The organism is Prevotella pallens (assembly GCF_900454935.1).
Taxonomy (GTDB): domain Bacteria; phylum Bacteroidota; class Bacteroidia; order Bacteroidales; family Bacteroidaceae; genus Prevotella; species Prevotella pallens.
The window spans coordinates 1,163,396-1,186,230 of the sequence record NZ_UGTP01000001.1 but is presented as its reverse complement, the minus strand read 5'-3'; the positions used below and the strand labels follow the sequence as shown (position 1 = coordinate 1,186,230).

At 36.4% G+C, this 22,835-nt stretch carries 22 protein-coding genes; 11 read left to right on the top strand and 11 right to left on the bottom strand.

Annotation, left to right across the window (positions count from 1 at the left end; all coding sequences use genetic code 11):
• Positions 1 to 49: 49 nt before the first annotated feature.
• Positions 50 to 2,197: a peptidylprolyl isomerase gene (locus DX009_RS05120; RefSeq protein WP_115083236.1), complete on the top strand. Its 2,148-nt coding sequence runs from the start codon at positions 50 to 52 to the stop codon at positions 2,195 to 2,197.
• An 896-nt stretch (positions 2,198 to 3,093) separates the two neighbouring features.
• On the opposite strand, the gene DX009_RS05115 is transcribed toward DX009_RS05120, so the two are convergent.
• The 5 genes from DX009_RS05115 to DX009_RS05095 all read right to left on the bottom strand — a co-directional run bounded on the left by DX009_RS05115 (position 3,094) and on the right by DX009_RS05095 (position 7,874).
• Entirely contained in the window at positions 3,094 to 5,583 is a 2,490-nt protein-coding gene (locus DX009_RS05115) for a TonB-dependent receptor (protein ID WP_115083235.1), read from the bottom strand.
• Positions 5,584 to 5,703: 120 nt separating this feature from the next.
• Positions 5,704 to 6,330, bottom strand: a complete 627-nt coding sequence (locus tag DX009_RS05110) for a tetratricopeptide repeat protein (RefSeq protein WP_276630997.1) — start codon at positions 6,328 to 6,330, stop codon at positions 5,704 to 5,706.
• 9 nt (positions 6,331 to 6,339) lie between these two features.
• The gene (gene def, locus DX009_RS05105) at positions 6,340 to 6,906 is read right to left on the bottom strand and encodes a peptide deformylase (protein ID WP_006044958.1); all 567 of its coding nucleotides are present in this window, start codon (positions 6,904 to 6,906) and stop codon (positions 6,340 to 6,342) included.
• A 51-nt stretch (positions 6,907 to 6,957) separates the two neighbouring features.
• Positions 6,958 to 7,377, bottom strand: coding sequence for a Holliday junction resolvase RuvX (ruvX, locus tag DX009_RS05100; protein ID WP_006044959.1), 420 nt, complete (start codon positions 7,375 to 7,377; stop codon positions 6,958 to 6,960).
• The gene (locus DX009_RS05095; RefSeq protein ID WP_040595593.1) at positions 7,377 to 7,874 is read right to left on the bottom strand and encodes an SPOR domain-containing protein; all 498 of its coding nucleotides are present in this window, start codon (positions 7,872 to 7,874) and stop codon (positions 7,377 to 7,379) included. Before DX009_RS05095 ends, ruvX begins: the two co-directional genes overlap by 1 nt.
• A 229-nt stretch (positions 7,875 to 8,103) precedes the next feature.
• Between DX009_RS05095 and DX009_RS05090 the strand changes: the two genes are divergently transcribed.
• The 4 genes from DX009_RS05090 (at position 8,104) to DX009_RS05075 (ending at position 10,369) form a co-directional block, all read left to right on the top strand.
• Complete coding sequence (locus DX009_RS05090) at positions 8,104 to 8,319, top strand: YtxH domain-containing protein (protein ID WP_006044961.1); 216 nt, start codon at positions 8,104 to 8,106, stop codon at positions 8,317 to 8,319.
• An 11-nt stretch (positions 8,320 to 8,330) separates the two neighbouring features.
• Positions 8,331 to 8,684, top strand: coding sequence for a phage holin family protein (locus DX009_RS05085; RefSeq protein WP_115083233.1), 354 nt, complete (start codon positions 8,331 to 8,333; stop codon positions 8,682 to 8,684).
• A gap of 7 nt (positions 8,685 to 8,691) precedes the next feature.
• Entirely contained in the window at positions 8,692 to 8,988 is a 297-nt protein-coding gene (locus DX009_RS05080; RefSeq protein WP_115083232.1) for a hypothetical protein, read from the top strand.
• Between the two features lie 508 nt (positions 8,989 to 9,496).
• Positions 9,497 to 10,369 carry a hypothetical protein gene (locus DX009_RS05075; protein ID WP_115083814.1) on the top strand — a complete coding sequence of 291 codons (873 nt, stop codon included), beginning with the start codon at positions 9,497 to 9,499 and terminating at the stop codon, positions 10,367 to 10,369.
• Between the two features lie 656 nt (positions 10,370 to 11,025).
• Here the strand turns inward: DX009_RS05075 and DX009_RS05070 are convergent.
• A complete protein-coding gene (locus DX009_RS05070) occupies positions 11,026 to 11,550 on the bottom strand; it encodes a histidine phosphatase family protein (protein WP_115083231.1) in 525 nt (174 codons plus the stop codon).
• A 136-nt stretch (positions 11,551 to 11,686) separates the two neighbouring features.
• Here DX009_RS05070 and DX009_RS05065 point away from each other — a divergent pair, with 136 nt between their 5' ends.
• From DX009_RS05065 to DX009_RS05040, 6 genes are all read left to right on the top strand, one after another.
• Entirely contained in the window at positions 11,687 to 12,343 is a 657-nt protein-coding gene (locus DX009_RS05065) for an HdeD family acid-resistance protein (protein ID WP_115083230.1), read from the top strand.
• A 171-nt stretch (positions 12,344 to 12,514) separates the two neighbouring features.
• A complete protein-coding gene (locus DX009_RS05060; protein ID WP_115083229.1) occupies positions 12,515 to 14,374 on the top strand; it encodes a DNA topoisomerase 3 in 1,860 nt (619 codons plus the stop codon).
• A gap of 64 nt (positions 14,375 to 14,438) precedes the next feature.
• Positions 14,439 to 16,553 carry a PorE family type IX secretion system protein gene (porE, locus tag DX009_RS05055; RefSeq protein WP_115083228.1) on the top strand — a complete coding sequence of 705 codons (2,115 nt, stop codon included), beginning with the start codon at positions 14,439 to 14,441 and terminating at the stop codon, positions 16,551 to 16,553.
• A gap of 20 nt (positions 16,554 to 16,573) precedes the next feature.
• Positions 16,574 to 17,920, top strand: a complete 1,347-nt coding sequence (locus DX009_RS05050; RefSeq protein ID WP_115083227.1) for a methyltransferase RsmF C-terminal domain-like protein — start codon at positions 16,574 to 16,576, stop codon at positions 17,918 to 17,920.
• A 9-nt stretch (positions 17,921 to 17,929) separates the two neighbouring features.
• Positions 17,930 to 18,724: a thymidylate synthase gene (locus DX009_RS05045; RefSeq protein WP_115083226.1), complete on the top strand. Its 795-nt coding sequence runs from the start codon at positions 17,930 to 17,932 to the stop codon at positions 18,722 to 18,724.
• A gap of 24 nt (positions 18,725 to 18,748) precedes the next feature.
• Positions 18,749 to 19,252: a dihydrofolate reductase gene (locus tag DX009_RS05040; RefSeq protein ID WP_115083225.1), complete on the top strand. Its 504-nt coding sequence runs from the start codon at positions 18,749 to 18,751 to the stop codon at positions 19,250 to 19,252.
• Between the two features lie 163 nt (positions 19,253 to 19,415).
• Here DX009_RS05040 and DX009_RS05035 read toward each other — a convergent pair whose 3' ends face one another.
• The 5 genes from DX009_RS05035 to DX009_RS05020 all read right to left on the bottom strand — a co-directional run bounded on the left by DX009_RS05035 (position 19,416) and on the right by DX009_RS05020 (position 22,834).
• A complete protein-coding gene (locus DX009_RS05035; RefSeq protein ID WP_115083224.1) occupies positions 19,416 to 20,543 on the bottom strand; it encodes a nucleotidyltransferase family protein in 1,128 nt (375 codons plus the stop codon).
• A gap of 81 nt (positions 20,544 to 20,624) precedes the next feature.
• Positions 20,625 to 21,236, bottom strand: a complete 612-nt coding sequence (locus DX009_RS05030) for an HU family DNA-binding protein (protein ID WP_006044973.1) — start codon at positions 21,234 to 21,236, stop codon at positions 20,625 to 20,627.
• Between the two features lie 425 nt (positions 21,237 to 21,661).
• Positions 21,662 to 22,081, bottom strand: coding sequence for a hypothetical protein (locus DX009_RS05025; RefSeq protein ID WP_115083223.1), 420 nt, complete (start codon positions 22,079 to 22,081; stop codon positions 21,662 to 21,664).
• Positions 22,082 to 22,127: 46 nt separating this feature from the next.
• A complete protein-coding gene (locus DX009_RS13735; RefSeq protein ID WP_262510427.1) occupies positions 22,128 to 22,253 on the bottom strand; it encodes a hypothetical protein in 126 nt (41 codons plus the stop codon).
• A 2-nt stretch (positions 22,254 to 22,255) separates the two neighbouring features.
• Positions 22,256 to 22,834: a UpxY family transcription antiterminator gene (locus DX009_RS05020; RefSeq protein WP_115083222.1), complete on the bottom strand. Its 579-nt coding sequence runs from the start codon at positions 22,832 to 22,834 to the stop codon at positions 22,256 to 22,258.
• Position 22,835: the final 1 nt, after the last annotated feature.

The window sequence follows — 22,835 nt, the reverse complement described above, 5'->3', positions numbered from 1 at the left end:
CAATTTTTTCATCTATAAAAGAAATAAATCAAAAATAAATAAAATAGAAATGGCAGCATTAGGAAAAATCAGAAGCAAAGGCGTTACGCTGATTATTATAATCAGTTTAGGACTTTTTGCATTTATTGCCGAAGAAGCTTTCCGTTCTTGTAATGGAATTAAAGGTGAAGCACGGCAACAAGTAGGTGAAGTCTTAGGAGAGAAAATTAATGTGCAAGACTTCCAAAAGTTATTCGATGAGTATCAAGATGCTATTAAATTTACAATGCAACGTGATAACTTGTCAGAAACCGAGCTCAATCAAGTTAAAGACCAAGTGTGGCAACAACTGATAACAAATCGTGTTATCGAAACTGATGCGCAAAAGGTTGGCTTAACTGTTACAGAGAAAGAGCTACAAAATGTACTGAATGATGGTACAGACCCTATGTTATCACAAACTCCTTTCATTAATCAACAAACTGGCCGGTTTGATGTAACCATACTTAAACAATTCCTTGATGGCTACGAAAAGGCTAAAGCTTCAAATCCTCAACAAGCTGAGCAAATGAAGACAGCTTATAACTATTGGATGTTTGTTGAAAAGAACCTTCGTGCACAACTTTTAGGTCAGAAGTTCCAAACTCTTTATGCAAGTTGCATTCTTTCTAACAAAGCAGAAGCAAAACTTGCATTCAAAGATGAAAATGAGGAAGCACAAATCCAATTGGCATCTATGGCATATACGTCTGTAAAAGATGCTGATGTGAAGTATACTGATGAAGATCTAAAGGCAAAGTACGAAGAGCTTAAACCTATGTTCCGTCAGACAGTAGAAAGCCGTGATATAAAGTATGTAGATTATAAAATCTTGCCAAGTCAAGCAGATCGTAACAGTATTAATAAGGAGATGATTGCTTATCAAAAACAATTAGCAACTGCTACAGATCCTGCTCTTATTGTCAGCAAAAGTGGTAGTCTCATTCCATACATTGGTTTGCCTGTAAGTAGTAGTGCTTATCAAGCATATCCAGACATTGCGGGTAAGATAGATTCTTTAGGCGTTGGAACTACAAATGTAATAGAGAATAAAGAAGATAATACTCTAAATATTATACGTGTATTAAACAAGGAACAGTTACCCGATTCTGTTCAGTTCCGTCAGATTCAGGTCGCAGCAGCTACAAAAGAACAATCTATTGCAAAGGCAGACTCAATACAGAAGGCTTTAGACGGAGGAGCCGATTTCGATGCTATTGCTAAACGTTATGGTCAAACAGGTGAGAAAATTTGGTTTACAGGTCAGCAATACGAGCAAGCCACTACGATGAACGAAGATAATCGTCAATTCATTAATGCAATTATGAATGGAGCTGTAAATAATATTCAGAACTTAGCTCTCTCACAGGGTAACGTAATTCTTCAAGTGCTAGATAAAAAGGCTATGAAGACGAAGACAACTGCAGCTATCATAAAGAAAACTATTGATTTCTCTAAAGATACTCGTAGTGCAGCTTTCAATAAATTTTCTGAATATGTAGCAGGTGGACGAACACTTGCAGACTTAGAAAAGAATGCAGCAAAATTTGGCTATAAGGTTCAGGAAAATAAGAATATAACAACTGCAGAACACTATCTTGCAGGTATTCATGGAACTCGCGAGGCATTAAAATGGCTCTTTGAAGCAAAAGAAGGTGATATATCGCAGTTATACGAATGTGGTGATAACGACCACTTTATGGTTGTTGTGCTAACAAAAATACATCCACAAGGTTACCGCCCATGGGACGATGCTGAAGTGAAAGATATTTTAAAACGTGAGGTTATCAAGGATAAGAAAGCCGAGATGTTTATTGCTAAACTCAAAGGTATTGGCAGTATAGCAGCCGCACAATCAAAAGGCGCTAAGATTAGCGAAGTTAAACAAATAACATTTGCTTCTCCTGTATTTGTTCAAGCAACAGGTGCAGCCGAGCCAGCACTTTCTGGTGCGGTAGCAGCTACAGCCACAGGAAAATTCTCGAAGAATCCTGTCAAGGGTAATGCTGGTGTTTATGTTTTCCAAGTAGTAAACAAAGCTATGCGAGCAGGTGTTCAGTACAACGAAGCTAAGCAAATGCAAATGTGTATGCAACAAAATATGCAGGCTGCAAGCGGATTTATGCAAGATCTAGTATTAAACGCAAAGGTTGTAGACAATCGCTACTTATTCTTCTAAGATTATATAATTAATTATTATATAAGGTGGATTTGCTAAGCAAGTCCACCTTTTATTTTAGACCTATACGTATAAACATCATTGTATGCGAAGATTATGGTACAGAGACTGCACCATAATCTTCGGCAATACATTGCCCTGATGCAATTTATTCATGTATCCGTTACTAGTTATATACCATTCGGTATCAACAAGATACTGATTAGATATTATTATTTACATGTAAGTAAAGTTTTATTTACGTGTAAGTAAAACTTTATTTACGTGTAAGTAAAACTCTACTTACACGTAAATAAAACAATACGTAGCTTTAGAAAATAATGTCTATTGCCTATAAGAGTGTTATGAATATATATAAGAAGCAAAAGAATATAGTGGAACAACTATGGCACGTTCGTATTGTTGTGTATCTTTGCACGTAATATAAATTTTGATTCTAAATATATGGTTGGGTTATCTGGTGTTATTGCATCTGGGTGTAATGGACATTTGGTAGGCTGAAACTTCACAGTATACTCTTATTTACAGCATTTGCTGCATTTGAAATGTTTATGAATAAGAAGCAGTATATTCTGCAACAGCTCAGATGTTGAAAAGAATGGCATAGACGTAATGTTCAGGTGTATCTTTAGAAGAAATTAACTCACAACTTGAAAGAGCACAGTATAATCATAATGATTTCATAGATAGAAGTCTCATTTAAATTCAAAAAAGTAGTTCAAAATAATCGGTCTGCAAAATGACTTATACGCCGATATTATAGCAATATAAAAAAAGACCGCCCTACTCTCGCCGAGCCTGACGGTCTTTGTTTCTAACAGTAATATTCATTATTTATGTAGCATTCTTATTCTTGCCACAAGCAATCTTCATTTTTTTCTAAGACAATGTTAGTTTTAAAAATGGAGAGATATATCAACACCTATCTGGAAGGGATTGCCAAGCTGACCAAAGGTATACTTTGTGCCAGTTGCTCCACTTTGTACAGCAAAGGTATTGTATTTAGTATCGGTAAGATTACGAACCCACAAATTTATATGCATTGAACCAAAGTTAGCATCGGCATGTGCGCCCACTGTGGCATAGAAGTTTTGTGCAATTGTGTTTAGTTCGTCCCAATAGGTCTTACCTTGTGCTACCATATTCAACCCTACGGTTACAGAACGTAGATGAAATTTATTTGTTGGGTCGAGTAGAGCCGCAGGATCAACATTTATAAGATAGTCTGCATTTGCAGAAAGAGTATGCTGTGGTACAAATGGAACTCGCTTATCTTTATAGTTTATTTTAACACCTGTAGCATTTGTTTCGCTATATTCATCGAATGTTGCACTTGTAAATCCATAGCTTACGCCATAAGAGAGTTTATCGTTAAGTGCACCACCACGCAATGTTGCTTCAGCACCGCACGAATGACTTTTCCCAGCATTAGTCATCATTCTGCCAAATCCATAATTGTTCGCTAGAACAGATAATTGCTGATTTTTTATTTGCATATAGTAGGCAGCTAAATCTAGTCTCATTTGTCCACCTTGCAAGTTTAAATGTGCACCAATTTCATAATTAAAACTCGTTTCGGGTTTATATGCTATCGTCTTTGCTATGTTATTATAATAAGCTTCGTCATGTTCTACATCAACATCGCCTCGTGCACCTTGTGCAGCCGAAGAAAGTTCAGTTTGCAAAATATCAGAGAACATCTGAATATTAAAGCCTCCTGCTCGATATCCCTTAGACCAAGTTGCATATACATTGCTACCATCATTTAATTGATAGGTGAGGCCTATTTTAGGTAACAGCTGTTTAAAATGGTTCTTTTCGTTGTGAGCAAGTGTAGAAGTTATTGTGGGCTTTATGTTTATTCCCATTACACTTTCATCTAACAGAAGACGTGCTGAAGTATCATAATGGATAGCAACGTGTGAATAATCGTACCGTAGTCCCAATGTTGCACGCAAATGATTAGTAATGTTTATATTACTTTCATGATAAAGTCCCAAGTTGAAAGTTGGTGTTCGGAATAATTCAGATATAGGTTCCATCTGCATATTAATTCTTACACCACCAGCTCTTGCTATTGCAGCCTTTGCTGCAATAGCAGCAGCTTCCATAGCCTTATCTTCTGGTATTCCTCTTTTTATCATATCTGCAGCCAATCGCTTAGTCATTGCAGCAAGCATACCATTATAAGCATAGTCGGTTATATGTTTAGAAAGAAACTTATTCATATCGCTTCCCATATAAACAGGTGCATCGGTTCGTAACCATTGATAAGCAGCATAAGTTCCAAATGCCCATTGCCAACGACTTTTATTTTTACTTTTAACAGAAAGTTCTTCTACAACGGAGTTTTGTAGTTGTCGCTGCTCTAAATGTAGATAGTCATAAGGGAGATAATCGTTATCCATTTTCATATCATCGCGAAGGAACTGCCAAGACGTCATAGAATTTAATACAAAGCCATTTCCATTATACTTTATATTAGCTCCAGTATTCAAAATGTTACGCTTATAAGCACTTGGACGATTTTGGTTTGGAGCTTGTGTGCCAGCTTCAAGTCCATAATAAGGCGATGTTATGTTAGCCGCAGCAATTTGTTCCTTCGTTACAATCTGTCCGTATGGAAAGCCATTTTGATTGACATACTGATAGTCTGCCACAAAGCTAAGATTTAGACGCTGGTTTGGAATCCATTGTAACTGAGCCTTTCCACCAAACTCATTATACTTATCGGCATGTTTGCCATTATATTTGTTTGTGAAGAAACCATTTTGGCCATCGTAGAAAGCAGAAATAGCAAGTCCTGTTTTAGCATTCAACTTCGCATAATGTCCTATTTCTGCCTTACGCCAAAACTTATTACCAAGCGAGAGTTTAAGATCTGTTCCTTGATACTCAAACGGATTCTTACTATATAGGCGAATCAATCCACCTTCGGTATTCATTCCGTAAAGTGTTCCTTGCGGTCCATGAAGCACATCTACTCTATCTATATCGTATGTATGAAAATTGAAAGCACTTTTACTCTGAATAGGCATTCCATCTACATACATTCCTACAGCAGGTGAATTTACTCGTGAACCAATTCCACGCATATACATAGAAGAGGTATAACGTGAGCCATATTCGGGCATTACAAACGAAGGAACAAAAGCCGAAAGTTGGCGAAGATCTTGTGTATTAAGACTATTTAGCTGAAGCCGGCTAAAGGTCGTACTGTTTAATGGTTGCTGACTAAGCCGGTAAGTTTCTTTAGGTTGGTCGTAAACATAAACCTCCTCTATGTCGTAAGTGTGTAATGTGTCGTTCGCTTCTGTTTTCTTATCAGCTAACAGCGATGTGGGCAGAAGTGTAGTGCATAAGAATGTAAGTAAAAATTTGTTCATACTTTTATTGTATTAACCTAATATTATTTAATGGTTGCAAAGATAGTGAAAGTCAAACAACTACACAATCCTTATTTATTAGGAAATTACAATATAATACACATCAGAACATCTTAGCTATTACAACTTAGGAGGCCTTTCTTTCCATTGCAATAACTCTGGTATATTTTTCGGTAGACTATATCTTAGATACTTACTTCCTGATTTCTGAGAATTCTTCTTTATAGGCTTCTTCCCTAATTTTATATCATTCCATAAGGCTTGGGCAACAGATAAATCAGGCCACCGTTTCAGAACAGAAGATAATTGTTGTAAAGCCTCTTTAGGACAGCCTTTCATATACAAACTATATGCACGATTAAACCAGAACTCTCGATTATCGTTATTTATCTCTATTGCCTTAGTATAGGCATCAGCAGCTTTGTCATATTTTTCTTCATGGATACAGATTAGCCCATACAAATCATAAATATCGGCAATATATGGTTGTAGTTCTAATGCCTTCTCACAATCTTCATACGCACCTTTATAATCTTCAAGGTGATATTTAGACAAAGCCATCAAATACCATGCTTCGTATAGATTAGGCTTTAATGCAACAATACGCTGAAATATATCTAAAGAACTTATATAATATCCATTGCTAAGAGAGTTCCGCCCTTCCTCCATCAACCTTTTAATATTATATTGAGCAGAGGAAGGTGATGCAAATAAAGCAAATATGAATATTACAAAAAACCGAAACATTTATTCTCTTTATCGCTTTCGGCTCGCTGGTTTTACTTTATAGCGACAATTAAAATTGCCAGAAATTAATGCTTTCAACTTTTTTGTTATCATTTGCTTGCGAAAAACCGAAATTCTATCGGTAAAAACTTTACCTTCTATATGATCGAACTCATGTTGAATTACTCGTGCTAAATACCCATCAATCCACTCATCATGTTCTGTCAGGTTTTCATCTAAGTATTTTACACGAATACGAGTAGGACGGGTTACATTCTCATGTATTCCTGGTAACGACAAACAGCCTTCTTCCATCGTATCGGTTACAGAATCATCGAATTCTAAAATATGCCCATTAATGAAAGCATGTCGAAAACCTTTATATTCTGGGAAATGCTCAGATATAACATCTAAGTCTATTACTACAACACGAATTGCTTTCCCTATTTGTGGTGCAGCCAAACCTATGCCATCACTCGCAGCACAAGTTTCAAACATATCTGTAATCAATTGTTGTAATCCTGGATAATCTAAAGGTATATCCTCTGCCACTTTCCTCAGTACAGGTTGTCCTAAGGTATATATTGGTAATATCATTTTATAATCTTTTAATATATGAAGATGCGTGAACGTATTCAATAAGATTTTTTAGATATTCTTTGAATGCATATAATCTTGTAAGATAATTGTTGCAGAAACTTCATCTACAAGTCCTTTATCTTCTCTACGCATTTTCTTTTTAACACCTCCAGCAATAATTGCTTGGTGAGCAATTACTGAAGTAAAACGTTCATCATAATAGTCAATAGGGATAGTTGGCATTGTTTTCTGCCAGGTTTTAACAAACTGCCCTACTCTTGCCAAATTCTCACTAGGTCGCCCATTTAATTGCAATGGACGACCTATCACTATACGTTCTACGTTTTCTTGTTCTACGTATGTTTTGAGAAAATCGAATAATTCAGAAGTTGCGACAGTAGTTAGACCATTTGCAATAATTTGCAAAGGGTCGGTTACTGCTATACCTGTTCGTTTCTTTCCAAAATCAATAGATAGAATTCTACCCATTATTTAGAAAGCAACCAAGCATCTGGATATTGACTACGCAACTGATTTCGACTTTGAACAGCTGAAGCTTTACTATCGAATGTGGTAGCTACTACACGATACATATTATTTCCACTATTAAATGCTACTTGCGCATCGTATCCTGCATTTTTTAAACGTCCTTGGAAATTATAAGCATTGGCTTTTACGCCGAACGAGCCAACAACAACGCTATATGTTTTCAAACCAGTTCCTTCTACAACCGATACATTCTCACGGCGAACAGGTTCGTTGTCGTAGTTATCTTCAACATGTGTATCTGTTACTGGCTGTGTTTCAACAGGAGCAACTACAGGAACATCTGATGATCCAGTAGCAGTTTCTTCTGTTGTATAACCAGTGCGCTCTTGTGCTTTTGCTTTTTCATAAGCTTTCTTATATGCGCTCTCACTCGATTTACAGCCAGTAAAAGCCATTGCAACACAAATAGCTGCACCAAAAATCATCAATTTCTTCATATCCATTTATATTTACTTATACTTAATAAATCGTTTTATTTCAAAAATTTGATTGTGCGAAATTACAACTTTAATGGCAATTTATAGTAATATTACTATCTAAAGTTTGTTAAATAAATTATTTATAAGAAAATTAACACTAAATAAACAGAGTTATCCATCATAGTCCAGAATAAAATATTATATTTGCGTTTGATAAATATATGTTCAACAAAAAAACTGACAAATTATGAAGACATTAGGTTATATTAGCGCATTTATTGGGGGCGCTATCGCAGGTGCTGCATTAGGTATTTTAATGGCACCTGAAAAAGGTTCTGACACACGTACTAAAATTTCTGATGCTGTAGATGATTTCTGCAACAAGCATGATATTAAGCTCAGCCGAAAAGAAGCAGAAGAATTCGTTGAAGATATCAAAGACGCAGCATCTGATACACTTTAAATTAAAGAAGAATGTTCTCGAACGATAATAATGTAGAAACTCTTGCAAGACTCATAGAGCGATTTAAACATTATATTGGGCTTCAGACAGAATATGTAAAGCTTGATATAATAGAAAAAATGGTACGCTTACTTACTGCTTTTGCCATTTTAATTGCAATAGTAGGATTATTGTCTATCACAGCTATCTACTTTTCGTTCGCAGCTGCTTATGCATTACAACCATTAGTAGGTTCACTAGCTTATGCCTTTCTTATAATTGGTGGAATCTATCTGGTGTTTCTAATTATCATTTTATTATTCTGTCAACGACTTATCCAACGACCACTTGTTAGATTTTTGGTGAGTTTATTGATGTCTAAATAAAGTACTTATGTATAGTAATTCAGATAATAGTCCTGCATATCAGAATTTAAATGATATTCGTTTGCGCAAAGCACAATTACTTACCGATATTACAAAGGAAAGTAACCAAATAGAGAATTTATGGAATGATGTTTTCCATAAGACACGTAATTCTTCAACGCCAACAAAACGAGTTTCAAACTTCATGTCTACTGGCATGGGCATAGCAGACGCTGTTCTATTAGGCTGGAAACTTTATAGACGACTTAATGGTAAACCTGTTTTCTTTAATTTCTTCGGGAAGAATAAAAGAAGAAAAAGATAAACGATGTTCGAGATCACTTCCATTCTCTTGTGAATGATTGTAAATACCGAGTTACCTTAAGAGTAATTCGGTATTTATTTTACCTCCAAATCCATCAAATGCGCTATTAGATAGTATGGTAGAATTAAACTCAACTTTTAATACTTTTGATAGTTTTACCTATTCTATATACTTATTATTGACGTGGAAAGAGATTATCTTCCCTTGCTAAACTTAGATGCGTACTGATTATTTTACGCAACATTACTAAGATGTAAAAGTAATGTGAACCATAAAATTATGACTTCATTTCCACTAAAAAGTCTAAATACTCAAAAGAACACATATAAATATGCTATTCAACCTACACAGTGAGAAATAAAATTATATATAAAAGCAGATAAGTTTCATTTAGGGAAAATCCTTTTCTGTTTAGGGAAAATCCTTTTCTTATATAGAATAAAGTTTGTTTCTTTGCAACATCAAAACATAAGTGTTTCCATACTATGTAATGATGAAAGAAGAGAGTATGAAGAAATTTATAATAGTTTTAATAGCGCTATTCACAATAGTGGGTTCTGTATTTTCTATGAGTTATGAACATGCTCGTTCGCAGGCATTATTCTTAACAGATAAGATGGCATACGAGCTTAACTTAACAGAAGAACAATACGAAGCCGCATTCGAAGTGAATTTAGACTATCTAATGAGTATAAATACTACCGATGACCTCTTTGGAACATATTGGACACACAGAAATCTCGATTTAAGCTATATCTTATTAGATTGGCAATATCGGTCTTTTATAGAAGCATCTTACTTTTATAAACCTTTATGGTGGGATGCAGGCTATTGGTATCTGAGTGTGTATGCAAGATATCCACGTCGCGATTATTTCTATTTTGGTCGTCCACGTATATATGCTGTTTACAGAGGTGGTCATAGTTGGCGAATGAATGAGGGACGTAGTTGGTATAGTGGTCGTAGATATGTTAGTTATAACAATAGAGGACGATATTTAGGAATGCGCGATAACTATCAACGCGGAATGTATAGGCAGGGATATCAAAATATAAATAATTATATTCCACAAACTGATAGAACACGAAGTTTCGGTAATCAACAAGAAAGAAATTTCGGAAACAATACGAACAAGAGTTTCGATGATACTCCACGAAGGAGTTCTACAAGAACAACTGTCTCACGTGGTGCTAATCGATTTGGTAACGATACAGGAATTAATAGCTTTGGAGGTAGTCGTAGCTTTGGAGGTAGTTCTACACGACCGACACCGAATAGATCGTTTACACCATCTAGAAACAGCGATCGCCCTTTCAATATTCCAGGAAGAGGATTTGGTAGTTCATTTAATGGAAATTCACGCTTTGGCGGACATAGATAAGCCTTGCCATTTACTATAACTCATATTACATATATAAAAATGATTGATAGGTACTAATACTTATTATGCGATGCAGAAAGAAAGTCGCATTATTTTATACAGTTAAGGAATTAGGCATTTAGAGAGTCTCCATGTGATATGGAGGCTCTCTATTTTTTTATGAACCGCAATCCTTTATTGATAAATACAAACAGACAATGCGAATAAAGGGTTTCATAAATCTTCAGTAGAATTAATATCTACCAAGTATTATAAAATATAACCTCCTAAAGGTTGTGGTTGGTTATGATATCTAAATTACAACTGATAGATATCTAAAAGGTATGTTACAGATATCTGAGACGAACACGAGAGATATCTAAAACAAAACTTACTAACATCTAACTGCTTTTATGAAGACTTAAGACGTTCTATTAAATTGTTGAATAACCAGCAGGCACTAATTATAATAACTTTCATTTCTTTGCCTTTGAGCCAATGTATACGAATAAAAATAGTTTAGTAGATTTATTACGCCCAGGTATTTTTTTGTTATCTCATTACATCTAATAATTCATTTTATTCCATTAAACTCCCATTATAAAACCAATCTATTTATTCTACAATAAGATACAATCTGTCAAGAACTTTATGAGCAATTCGTATTAATAAGCGACCTAAATAAGTTGTAAAATTCTTATATCAGCATTCTTCATAACAGCTATCTCGTTCATGGGCTTATCGTAAAACACACTCTGTATAGCTTTATTAATTATACCATGTCCTACGGCTAAAATTACTTTGTCAGGATATTCAGACTTTATCCAATCTAAAAAATGGTTTGCACGTTGTTTCAATTCATCTAATGTCTCTATATCATCAGGCCATTCCGAGGGATTATTCAAATTGGCAAGTTCTGGAATATACCTTCCTGTAAAACTTCCCCAATCACGTTCACGCAAAAGCTGGGTACAAACAATCTGTGATGCTTTTCTTTCTCCTACTATCCATTTACAAGTGTCAAAACTACGTTGTAAATCGCTTGATATGTACGCATCGAAATGTATATCAACAAGTTTTTTCCCAAGTTCTTGTGCTTGCTTTATACCATTTTCATTTAATTGCCCATGGGTCTGTCCCTGCATTATATGGCGTACATTATCAAAGGTTTCACCATGCCGTACCAAATAAATTGTAGTCATACTCTCATTTTGTTTCTAATGCAAAAATAATAAAAAAATGCTATTTAAGCAATAGAGTTTAAATTATTTCGTACATTTGCACAAAACAAATGAAGAAAGGACAAAAAGGTTCTTTATTCCAATAAAACAAAGAAATATGAGATTAATCCAAAGTTCTATCATTCGCTCAGTTGTGGCTATCGTTATCGGTATATTATTGGTTAAGTATAGGCTGGAAACAATGACCTGGATAACAATTGCTGCAGGAATTATGTTTTTCATTTCAGGCATAATTTCGTGTTTAGTATACTATTTTGAACGAGAGAAGATATTAAAAACATCACCTCTATCAGATAATAAAGACAGTACTGAAAATTCCGTAAAGCCCATCTTCCCTATTGTAGGAATAGGTTGTGCTGTGTTAGGAATAATTTTAACCTTAATGCCGAATCAATTTATTACTTGGGTGGTTTATATTTTCGCAGCAATTTTAATTTTAGGCGCAATCAACCAATTTACTAATCTTGCAAGCTCTCGCCAATTTGCTCGCGTACCTATACTTTTTTGGATATTCCCAACAATAACCTTAAGCATTGGTATATATGTCATTGCACAACCTATAGAAGCTGCAACTCTGCCTCTTAAGATTATAGGGTGGTGCCTTATGTTTTATGGTGTTGTAGAATTGATAAATACAATTAAGATAAACCAAATGAAGCGCGCATACAACAAAATAGAGGACTCTAAAGTTGTGAATGGTGTAGAGATGCCTACAAACGAGAATATAGAAGATGCTGACATAATTAACGACTAACTTTAAAATTGAAATAGTTAAGATAATATCGTACAAGTACACATAATACAAGAGCAGAGATAATATATTATCTCTTGCTCTTATCTTTGCTTTTACGCTAAGCCTACATAATCCATTCGTATTGTGTAAAAGGTTTATAAGAGTAACTTCACAGAATAATAAGAAAACAGTATGAAAGTTTGCATTGCAGAAAAGCCAAGTGTGGCACGAGATATAGCTCGAATACTTGGTGCAACAAGTTCTAAAGAAGGATATATGGAAGGTAATGGTTACCAAGTAACATGGACCTTCGGACATCTGTGCGAACTAAAAGAGCCTAACGACTATGCTGTTAATTGGAAACATTGGAGTTTAGCAGCACTTCCTATGATTCCAGCAAGATTTGGAATAAAACTAATAGAGGACGAAGGAATAAAAAAACAGTTTGCTATCATAGAACGCCTCTATCAAAATGCAGATGAAATCATTAACTGTGGTGATGCCGGACAAGAAGGAGAACTTATTCAACGTTGGGTAATGCAAAAGGCAAAAGTAGCTTGTCCTGTAAAACGATTATGGATTTCATCAATGACTGATGAGGCTATACGCAACGGATTTGCCAACCTGAAAGACCAAAAAGATTATGAACCACTTTATTTAGCAGGACTTTCACGTGCCATTGGCGATTGGTTACTCGGTATGAATGCCACACGTCTTTACACATTAAAGTATGGAAATAATCGTTTTGGCAAGAATGCTCAAGTGCTTTCGATAGGTCGTGTACAGACACCTACGTTGGCTTTGATTGTAGAACGACAGAAAGAAATAGACAATTTCAAACCAGAACCTTATTGGGTATTGGCAACTATTTATCGAGATACTCAGTTTACGGCTACTAAAGGAAAGTTCACTTCAAAAGAAGAAGGACAAGAAGCCTTTGCATTAATAGAAAATAAACCATTTGAAGTAACCAGTGTAACAAAGAAAAAAGGTGCCGAACAACCTAAGCAATTATACGATTTAACTTCTTTACAAGTAGACTGTAACCGTAAATTTGGCTATTCTGCTGAAATGACACTCAATACAATTCAGAGTCTATACGAACGGAAATATACCACATATCCTCGCGTTGATACACAATATCTCACAGACGACGTTTTCAAAGAGTGTCCAAAAATAATGAATACATTGTTTCAAACCTCTTTTGCAGCAAAGAAGCCATACGCAGAATTAGTAAAGCCTTTAGGCGGTAAGCCTCTTCCTAAAAGTAAACGAGTATTTGATTCGTCAAAAGTAACCGACCACCATGCTATCATACCTACTAATGTAATTCCTCAAGGATTAAACGATGCAGAACGAAATGTGTACGACCTTATTGCAAGACGTTTCATTTCAGTATTCTATCCCGAATGCAAATTCTCTACAACCACTGTTCTTGGCAAGGTAGACGAAATAGAATTTAAAGCTTCTGGAAAAGAAATACTAGACGAAGGGTGGCGAGTAGTTTATAACCAAGAAACAGAAAAGCAAACAGTAACAGAAGCAACAGAGAATAATGAAAATGCAGAGAGGACACTTCCTACATTTGTTAAGGGAGAAAAAGGAGAACACTCTCCTACTCTCACTGAGAAACAGACAGTTCCTCCAAAATATTATACAGAAGCTTCATTGCTACGTGCGATGGAAACAGCTGGAAAATTAGTAGACGATGAAGAACTAAGAGCAGCTCTAAAAGAGAATGGGATTGGGCGTCCTTCCTCTCGTGCAGGAATAATTGAAACTCTTTTCAAACGCACTTATATTCGTAGACAACGCAAAAACCTAATTGCAACAGATACAGGAATTGCGCTTATAGATACCATCCATGAGAAATTACTTACCTCTGCAGAACTTACTGGTATTTGGGAAAAGAAGTTACGTGATATTGAACAAAAGAAATATGATGCCGCACAATTTATAAACGAATTAAAAGAACAAATTTCTAAGATTGTAAATGATGTGCTTGCTGATAGTTCTAACAGAAAGATTGGTGAAGCGGCACAAAGCACATAGAATTAAGAAGAAATAGAAACGTACTATCTTGCAATATATTTAATGTTGCTACGTTTAATATAATATGAATATACGCCAACTTGCAAACATCAAAATAAAATACCAAAGACTTTGTTATACACAGATTCTTAGGTTATTTGTATTGTGCACCATTGCATTATTTCTTTTTGGTTGTGGCATTGATAGGAATATAAAGAAAGGGGAAAAGTTTCTTGCCATAGGCGAATACTACGATGCAGCGACACAATTCAAGACTGCTTACCAGCGTACTCCAGCTAAGGATCGTACACAAAGAGGTCAATTAGCTGCAAAAATGGCATTTTGTTACGATCAAATTAGTGCGTCACAAAGGGCTATAGCAGCCTATCGAAATGTTATTAGATATAAACAAGACGACAAAGATACACACTTAAAGTTGGCTGCCAACCTCATGAAGGCTGGCGCTTATCCAGAAGCAATAAAAGAATATAGTATTGCTTTAGACTCTATGCCCGACAACGATATAGCAAGAGAGGGTTTAGCTGCAGCTACTAAGGCTCCTACAATAAAAGAACAAGGTTCTTATTATCAAGTTAAAAAGATGGATAAGTTTAACTCGCGTAGGCAAGACTACTCACCAATGTTGTTTGGCGATCAGTATAATCAACTCTATTTTACCTCTACCCGCAATGAAGCGCAAGGCGATGAAATTAGTGGTATTACTGGAGTTAAGCCTGGTGACATCTTTGTTAGTGAGAAAGACGAAAAAGGGAAATGGGGAATTCCTCATGCAATTGAAAGTGGACTGAACTCTGAAGCAGACGAAGGGACACCTGCATTCTCTGTTGATGGTAGGGAAGTGTATATAACACAATGTCTAACGGACCCTACTTACCCTCGCTTTGCACAAATATCTGTAAGCAGTCGTGCTGATGCTGCATGGGGAAAGCCTAAGAAATTGGAAATCACACGCGACACTTTGTCGAGTTTTGCACATCCTGCCCTATCACCAGATGGCAATTGGCTTTACTTTGTCAGCGATATGCCTGGTGGTAAAGGAGGACTTGATATTTGGCGTGTACGTCTCATTGGCGGTACAACAGGAGGTGTAGAGAATCTTGGTGCACCTATTAACACAGCAGGAAATGAGATGTTTCCTACTTTCCGACCTAATGGTGATTTTTATTTTTCATCAGATGGGCATGGCGGTTTGGGCGGTTTAGACATATTTATTGCCAAGGTAGGTAAAGATAGACGTTATCATATTGAGCACCCTGGTTTTCCTTTAAACTCACAGGGAGATGATTTCGGTATGACATTTGAAGGTAAACACAATCGTGGTTTCTTCTCTTCAAATCGTGGAGACGCTCGTGGATGGGACCATATTTATAGTTTTGAACTTCCCGAAGTGGTACAAACCATTAAGGGCTGGGTGTACGAAATGGAAGGATACGAACTTCCTGCTGCTCAAGTTTTCTTGGTAGGCGACGATGGAACAAACTTAAAACTATCAGTAAAGGGTGATGGATCATTTGAACAAGAAATACGTCCGAACGTGAATTATATAGTTTTGGCAACCTGTCAAGGCTATTTAAACCATAAAGAAGAATTAAAAGTTGATCCTGTTACAGTGTCAAAAGAATACACGTTGCAATTCCCATTGGCAAGTATTCGTGTACCCGTATTGATTGATAACATCTTCTACGACTTTGATAAGGCTACACTCCGTCCTGAATCGGAAGCAGCTTTGGATAAACTTGTGAAGCTTCTTGAAGAAAACCCGAACATTACTATTGAGCTTTCAGCCCACACAGACTATAAAGGTTCAGCAGATTATAACAAGCGATTATCGCAACGTCGTGCAGATGCGGTGGTTACTTATCTTATAAAGAAAGGTATTGCAGCAGAACGTTTGTCGCCTGTAGGATATGGAAAAGAAAAGCCAAAGAAAATTCGCAAAAAGGTAGCAGAGAAAAATCCGTGGTTAAAAGAGGGCGATGTGCTAACTGAGGAGTTTATAAAAGCACTACCAAAGGATAAGCAAGAAACGGCCAATCAGATGAATCGCCGTACTGAATTTACTGTTCTACGCACTACTTATGGAATGTTCGACGATAAGGGCAACTTAAAAAATCCGCCTAAACCAAAAGAAAAAGAACGCTTAGAAGACGAAGGCGATGTATATTTCGATTTCAAATAAACATCTGAACAGGAGTTATAATGAGCAAGAACTATCAAACTATTGAAACAAGTTTAAACAAAGAAGTCGTTGGAATTACTCTTCCAACGGCTTTTGAAGTTTACACCAAGCAATTGTTTGGAGAGGAACGTTACAACATTTTTCTCAAAGGTTTACAGCAATCTTCGTCCGTTAGCATACGTCTAAATCCTTTTAAGACAAGCGAAACTACACAAATTGCAAATAGTTTTGAGCCCATTCCTATAGCGTGGTGTAAAGAAGGTTTTTATTTAAATGTACGTCCCAACTTTACATTCGATCCACTGTTTCATGCTGGGGCATATTATGTACAAGAGGCTTCATCAATGTTCCTATCTCATGTTCTACGCCACTTAGTAAGAAAACCTGTTGCCCTACTCGACCTTTGTGCTGCTCCTGGGGGCAAAACGACTTGCGCACGAACAGCAATTAAAGAAGGAAGCATTGTGTTATCAAACGAGCCTATCAATAAACGTGCGCAGATATTAGCAGAAAATATTCAGAAGTTTGGTCACTCCGATGTGGTTGTTACCAATAATTATCCACGAGATTACAAGAAAACGAAACTCTCTTTTGACGTCATTGTAGCAGATGTTCCTTGTTCAGGCGAAGGAATGTTTCGCAAAGACCCACAGGCTATTGCAGAATGGAGCGAGCAAAATGTAGAGAATTGTTGGAAACTACAACGCAGCATTATAGCTGATATATGGGATAACCTTAAGCCTGGAGGTTTGCTTATCTATTCAACTTGTACGTTCAATGCTCATGAAAACGAGGAAAACGTTGCGTGGATATTAAACGAATATGATGCGCAGCTATTGGAAGTACCGACTGAAAAGACTTGGAACATAACGGGTTCACTCATCAACAATCCGTTAGGAGAAGACAAACCTTTTCCAGTTTATCGGTTTATTCCTGGCTTTACACAAGGCGAAGGCTTGTTTATGGCTATTATAAAGAAAGGTGGAACAAGCACAAATCTTGAGCCAAATGCAGAGAAACTCGTGGCAGAAGCCAATAAGAAACTGAAAATTATGGTGCACGGAGTAAAGCAAGGTATCATCAAAGGCAAGAAAATAATACCCGACCATAGTTTGGCACTCGCAATAAATGGCGACAGAAGCAGTTATCCAAATGTAGAAATTGACTACGAAACAGCGATAAAATATCTTCGCCACGAAGCTATTATGCTTTCTGCAGTTGCTCCCAAAGGTATTGTAACCCTTACCTATCGTGGACATGCTATAGGTTTTGCAAACAATCTTGGCAATCGTGCCAACAACCTTTATCCACAAGAATGGCGCATAAAAAGTAGCCATATTCCCAACGAACAGATCATTCTAACATAGACATACAACATGAAACAATATCTCGACCTACTTCATCGCATTGTTACCGAAGGTGCTCAGAAAGGCGACCGCACAGGAACTGGCACACTATCGGTATTCGGACATCAAATGCGTTTCAACATGCAAGAAGGTTTTCCTCTTCTTACTACGAAGAAACTCCATCTTAAAAGTATCATCTACGAGTTGTTATGGTTCTTAAGGGGCGATACAAACGTAAAATATTTGCAAGAACATGGAGTAAGAATATGGAACGAATGGGCAGACGAAAACGGAGAACTTGGTCCTGTATACGGACACCAATGGCGGTCGTGGCCTAACTATAAAGGTGGAACTATCGACCAAATTCAACAAGTTGTAGACGCACTTCGCAACAACCCGAACTCTCGCCGAATGCTCGTTACTGCCTGGAACCCAGCAGAAGTAGATGACATGGCACTGCCTCCTTGCCACTGTTTATTCCAGTTTTACGTAGCCGACGGCAAACTCTCTCTTCAGCTTTATCAACGTTCTGCCGACACCTTCCTTGGTGTACCATTCAACATTGCATCTTATGCACTCTTGTTGCAGATGATGGCACAGGTTACTGGGTTTGAAGTTGGCGAATTTATACACACAACTGGCGACACACACTTGTATCTGAACCATCTGGAACAAGCAAAGTTACAACTTGCACGCAAACCTCGCCCACTGCCAAAAATGAAGATAAATCCTGATGTGAAGAGCATATTCGACTTCAAATTCGAGGATTTCGAACTGATAGACTACAACCCGTATCCACATATTGCAGCCGAAGTATCGGTTTAAAACAAAATCAACACACAAAGAAATATGGAAATAAACATAATTGCTGCAGTAGCAAAAAATCGTGCCATCGGTTACAATAACGATATGGTTTACTTTATAAAAGAAGACCTTCGCAGGTTCAAACAACTCACAACAGGACATACCGTTATCATGGGCCGACGCACATTCCACTCACTTCCGAAAGGTGCATTACCCAATCGCAGAAACATTGTATTAAGTCGCACCGAAACCAATTTTCCAGGCTGCGACGTCTACACCTCTCTTAGCGAAGCTCTAAAGCACATTGCCGACAACGAAGAAGCTTTCATCATAGGCGGCGCAAGTTTATACAAAGAAGGACTGGCTGTAGCCGACCGCCTTTATCTTACCGAAATAGAAGGTATTCCTCCCCATGCCGATGTCTTCTTTCCAGAATATAACGATGGAACTTGGGAAGTGGAAACAAGACAAGAACGTGCTGAAACCGATGACACACCTGCCTACGCTTACGTTGATTATGTGCGCAGCGATAGAACAAAAAAGAAATAGAAATGTAATAAACAAAATGGTAGGCTGGTTATTTCCAGCCTACTTTGGTTATATTCAGCAATCTTACTTATAAACTAAATTGGACGGACACTGTTGAATTTGTGCTGAAGGAATAAAGAATTTCTTTCAAGACTTTATAAACTTCCATTCTTCCTAATTGTAGCTAACTCTTCTTTTTCAATTGTCGGCGTAGCCACGCCTTATAAATCATGTGCCACCAACGAGAGATGGGACGCCCCCATAATGTTTCTGAAGGAAAATCGAAAGCAAAGTGTAAATTCCTATATATTTCTACAAAATATTGAGCATAGACAGATTTACCTGCGAAAGAATAGCGGTTATCGTAAAAGCCAAAATTACCCCCCTGCAACATCTCCGAAACAAGAATTCTGCCAATACGCTCGTTTGGTGGTATTAGGAGAAACTTATCGTCTATTCCAAGAATATGTTTCATAACATACATAACCGCTGATGCAAACTTATATATGCCTACTTGTTTTAAAACTCTGTTTGTTTCATTGCGGTCGTCATCTGTAAGTCCTCGCTTCAATAGATAATAGTAGTCTATCATCTGACGTAATCCAATACCTTCGAAAAAGAAATGATGCATAAGATGCGATAGCTGAAAAACTCTATTAAAATCGTCTGTAAGCGTACCAATTGAGCCTAAATTATCTGGTAACAATGTAGACACTTTAAATTGAGCCTCTTTACGTGAATTAAAGAAACGTCTTAACTTATATTCGTGCCACACATTTCCCATAAAAGAAGGAAAGAAATGTATTTCCACCGGAGTTTTAAAATACGACAGCTCTATATGATGATAACCAATTTCTCCGCTCTTATCCAGTTTGCGCGAAACACGTATTATATCTAAAGTCTTTGCATCTGTCCACAAATCTATGTCTCCAGGTGTGCGCATATAAGGGTCTGGATACATTAAAGCGTTTGCTTGCCCTTTCAACACACAACCTTTAATGCCATAGTTTTTATACAAAAGTTCTGTCAGAGCCGATGCATCTTTATATGCTTGTCTGTTTGCTTTTTCAATAGAAAGATAAGTACTATACCACTTTAAAACTTGTTGCCGATTGGGGCGATAGTCTGAAGCGGAAAGTCGTTGAAGTCCATGATATAAAACACCAAGTATTGCTTGTTTTTTGCCAAAATCGTATAGCCTATCCCAATTTATATTAGCTATTCCTTTGGGTTCTGCTTCATCTTCTCGTAAACAATATCTTAGAAACTCAAAATAAGGCGAATCTACTATATTCTTATTTTTCATATCCATAAGCACCTTTTTATATGTATTAATCTACAGATTGACGTCTATTTTTTACCATTTAGCCATTACCTTATTATAAATATTGCATTACTCTTCTCTTGCCTCGCCACGCACATATATCTTGCTACGACCTGAGCCAATGTCGCAAAGTTTGCCTGCTTTTGCTAATTGTGCCGTTATACGATACGCATAAGTAGATGATAAATTAAGATGACTACGAAAATCGGCTACTGTTATAAAAGGCTTTTTAGAGAGCAGGGCTTCAATAGCCTCGTCTATTTCTTTCTCTGTGGGCACGTCTGATGAGCCGTGTTTGTAGGTTACGTTTACGAACTCGGTTTTCCTGAGTGAATCTATCATTTCCTTATCGGGGCGGAATTTCACCGTTTTTACTTTGGCATTGCGTAGCCGATGGTGGTGTGTACGAGGGTCTTCGTATACGTCGCCATCTACCGACAGAGAGAAATGCCCAATTCCTGGTAGGTGTACACTATTGCCCAACATTAAGTTTCTAACAATCTCGTCGCGCAAAGCAGCTTCGGCTGCAACTATATCGGCACTTGTTAGCGACATATCTTGTTCTATAGTGTCGGCTATTCTTCTTAACCCAATCTTCTGGTTTTCAACAACAACTGCTCTATATTCTGTTTTGTTTGGCAATTTGCTGTAGCTCTTTAAAAGTTTATAATCTACACTCATATATAAATTCTATTATATTTTTATTATGTTTCCATTATAACTATATGCGTATGTTGTAACAGCGCAATGCTTATTAAATTGTATTATCTACGTGTAAGTAGAGTTTTACTTACGTGTAAGTAAAGTTTTACTTACGTGTAGATAAAGTTTTATTTACGTGTAAATAAAACTATTTAATACTTACAAAGATACTACAATATCATAAGAAAAACAAAAGAATATCAAGAGAAAAATATTGTGTATTCATTTTAGCATATTTCTTTCTTATAAATATAGTTTAAGTGCTTACAATAGTTGTGTTTTTCTCTTACTTATAATTTAACATTCACGATTATTTTCTACAATATTCGCAAATGTTATTGGTGCGTACTTATTGTTACGAAGCAAACTTAATAGAGTTTTTATAGCAATAAAGTAGGACTTTCCTAACTGCCTTGAAAAATGAAATAGTAAGGTATGCCGGGATATTCTTCCGATTCGTTATCAAATAATTCCAATCCTTCGAAGAATATATGGTCATCGCCTTCTAACTTGTCGTGCACTTCGTTATGAACTTTATAAAGCAATTCGGCTGTAGTGAAATATTTATTGTTGTCGGCTTGCAACATTATTTGTTCTTCTATAATGTCTTCTTCCTCATCGTCCCAATATTCGTACTGAATTAATATTCTGTTTCCCACTAATTGCAACTTGTTTGTCCAAACATCGGTAAATGGTTTTTCGAATATCTCCGCATTATATTCTGCTAATGCTTCTGCAAATTCTGGTAAAGAACCGAAACGCTTTTGTGCAAACGACCATGCAACATCGTTTAAAAGTTCTTTAGGCATAGTGTTGTGTTCCATTGTTTTTATGTTTTATGTTAGAATTGGTAGCTTCAGATATTAGTTTTTATAAAAGCGAACCAATGTTTTTTTCACGTTCGTAATAAGGCATATTAGTGTATTCGCCAATAATATTGCATTGTTTTTTACGTAAATTGGATAGAATACTCATTAGCTTTGCCTTACTTTCCATAATTATTTATACATTTCATTTGTAGGAACACAACACCACCGAGAAACTTTTAGCATAATGCTGATTCCTGGAATTTCTTTTAAAAGATAATACTTCTTGCTCGATCTAACCAATCTTCCTTTCATTCCTCGTAAAGGTCCGTATTTTACAAAAACTTCGTCGCCTGCTTTTAGCCGTGCTTCTTCAGTTGGAATAAACTTTCTAAGCTCTATTTCTGGATTACACATTAAACGAAATTCGTACATTTGTTCGTGAGGAATGGTATAATATTCATTATTATTATCGGGTTTAGTATATACACTCATCTTAATATCTGCCTCGTATACCAGACGTTTAAAACAAGCTTCTTCCATAGTTTTCTGTACAAAGATAATATTCCTCACAACAGGTTTTAGTTTATTATGCACCTTACCTTGTTTGCTTTCTTCAGCCACATACTGTTTTGGAATGAAAGTCTCTATACCATTTTCTGTAAAAAATGTATTGGCATCTTCTAGTTTCACAGTATACAACCTAATGGCATACCAATCTTTATTGTCATCTACTATAGAGTTTGCATATTTTTCTTTCTTATCTTCCATA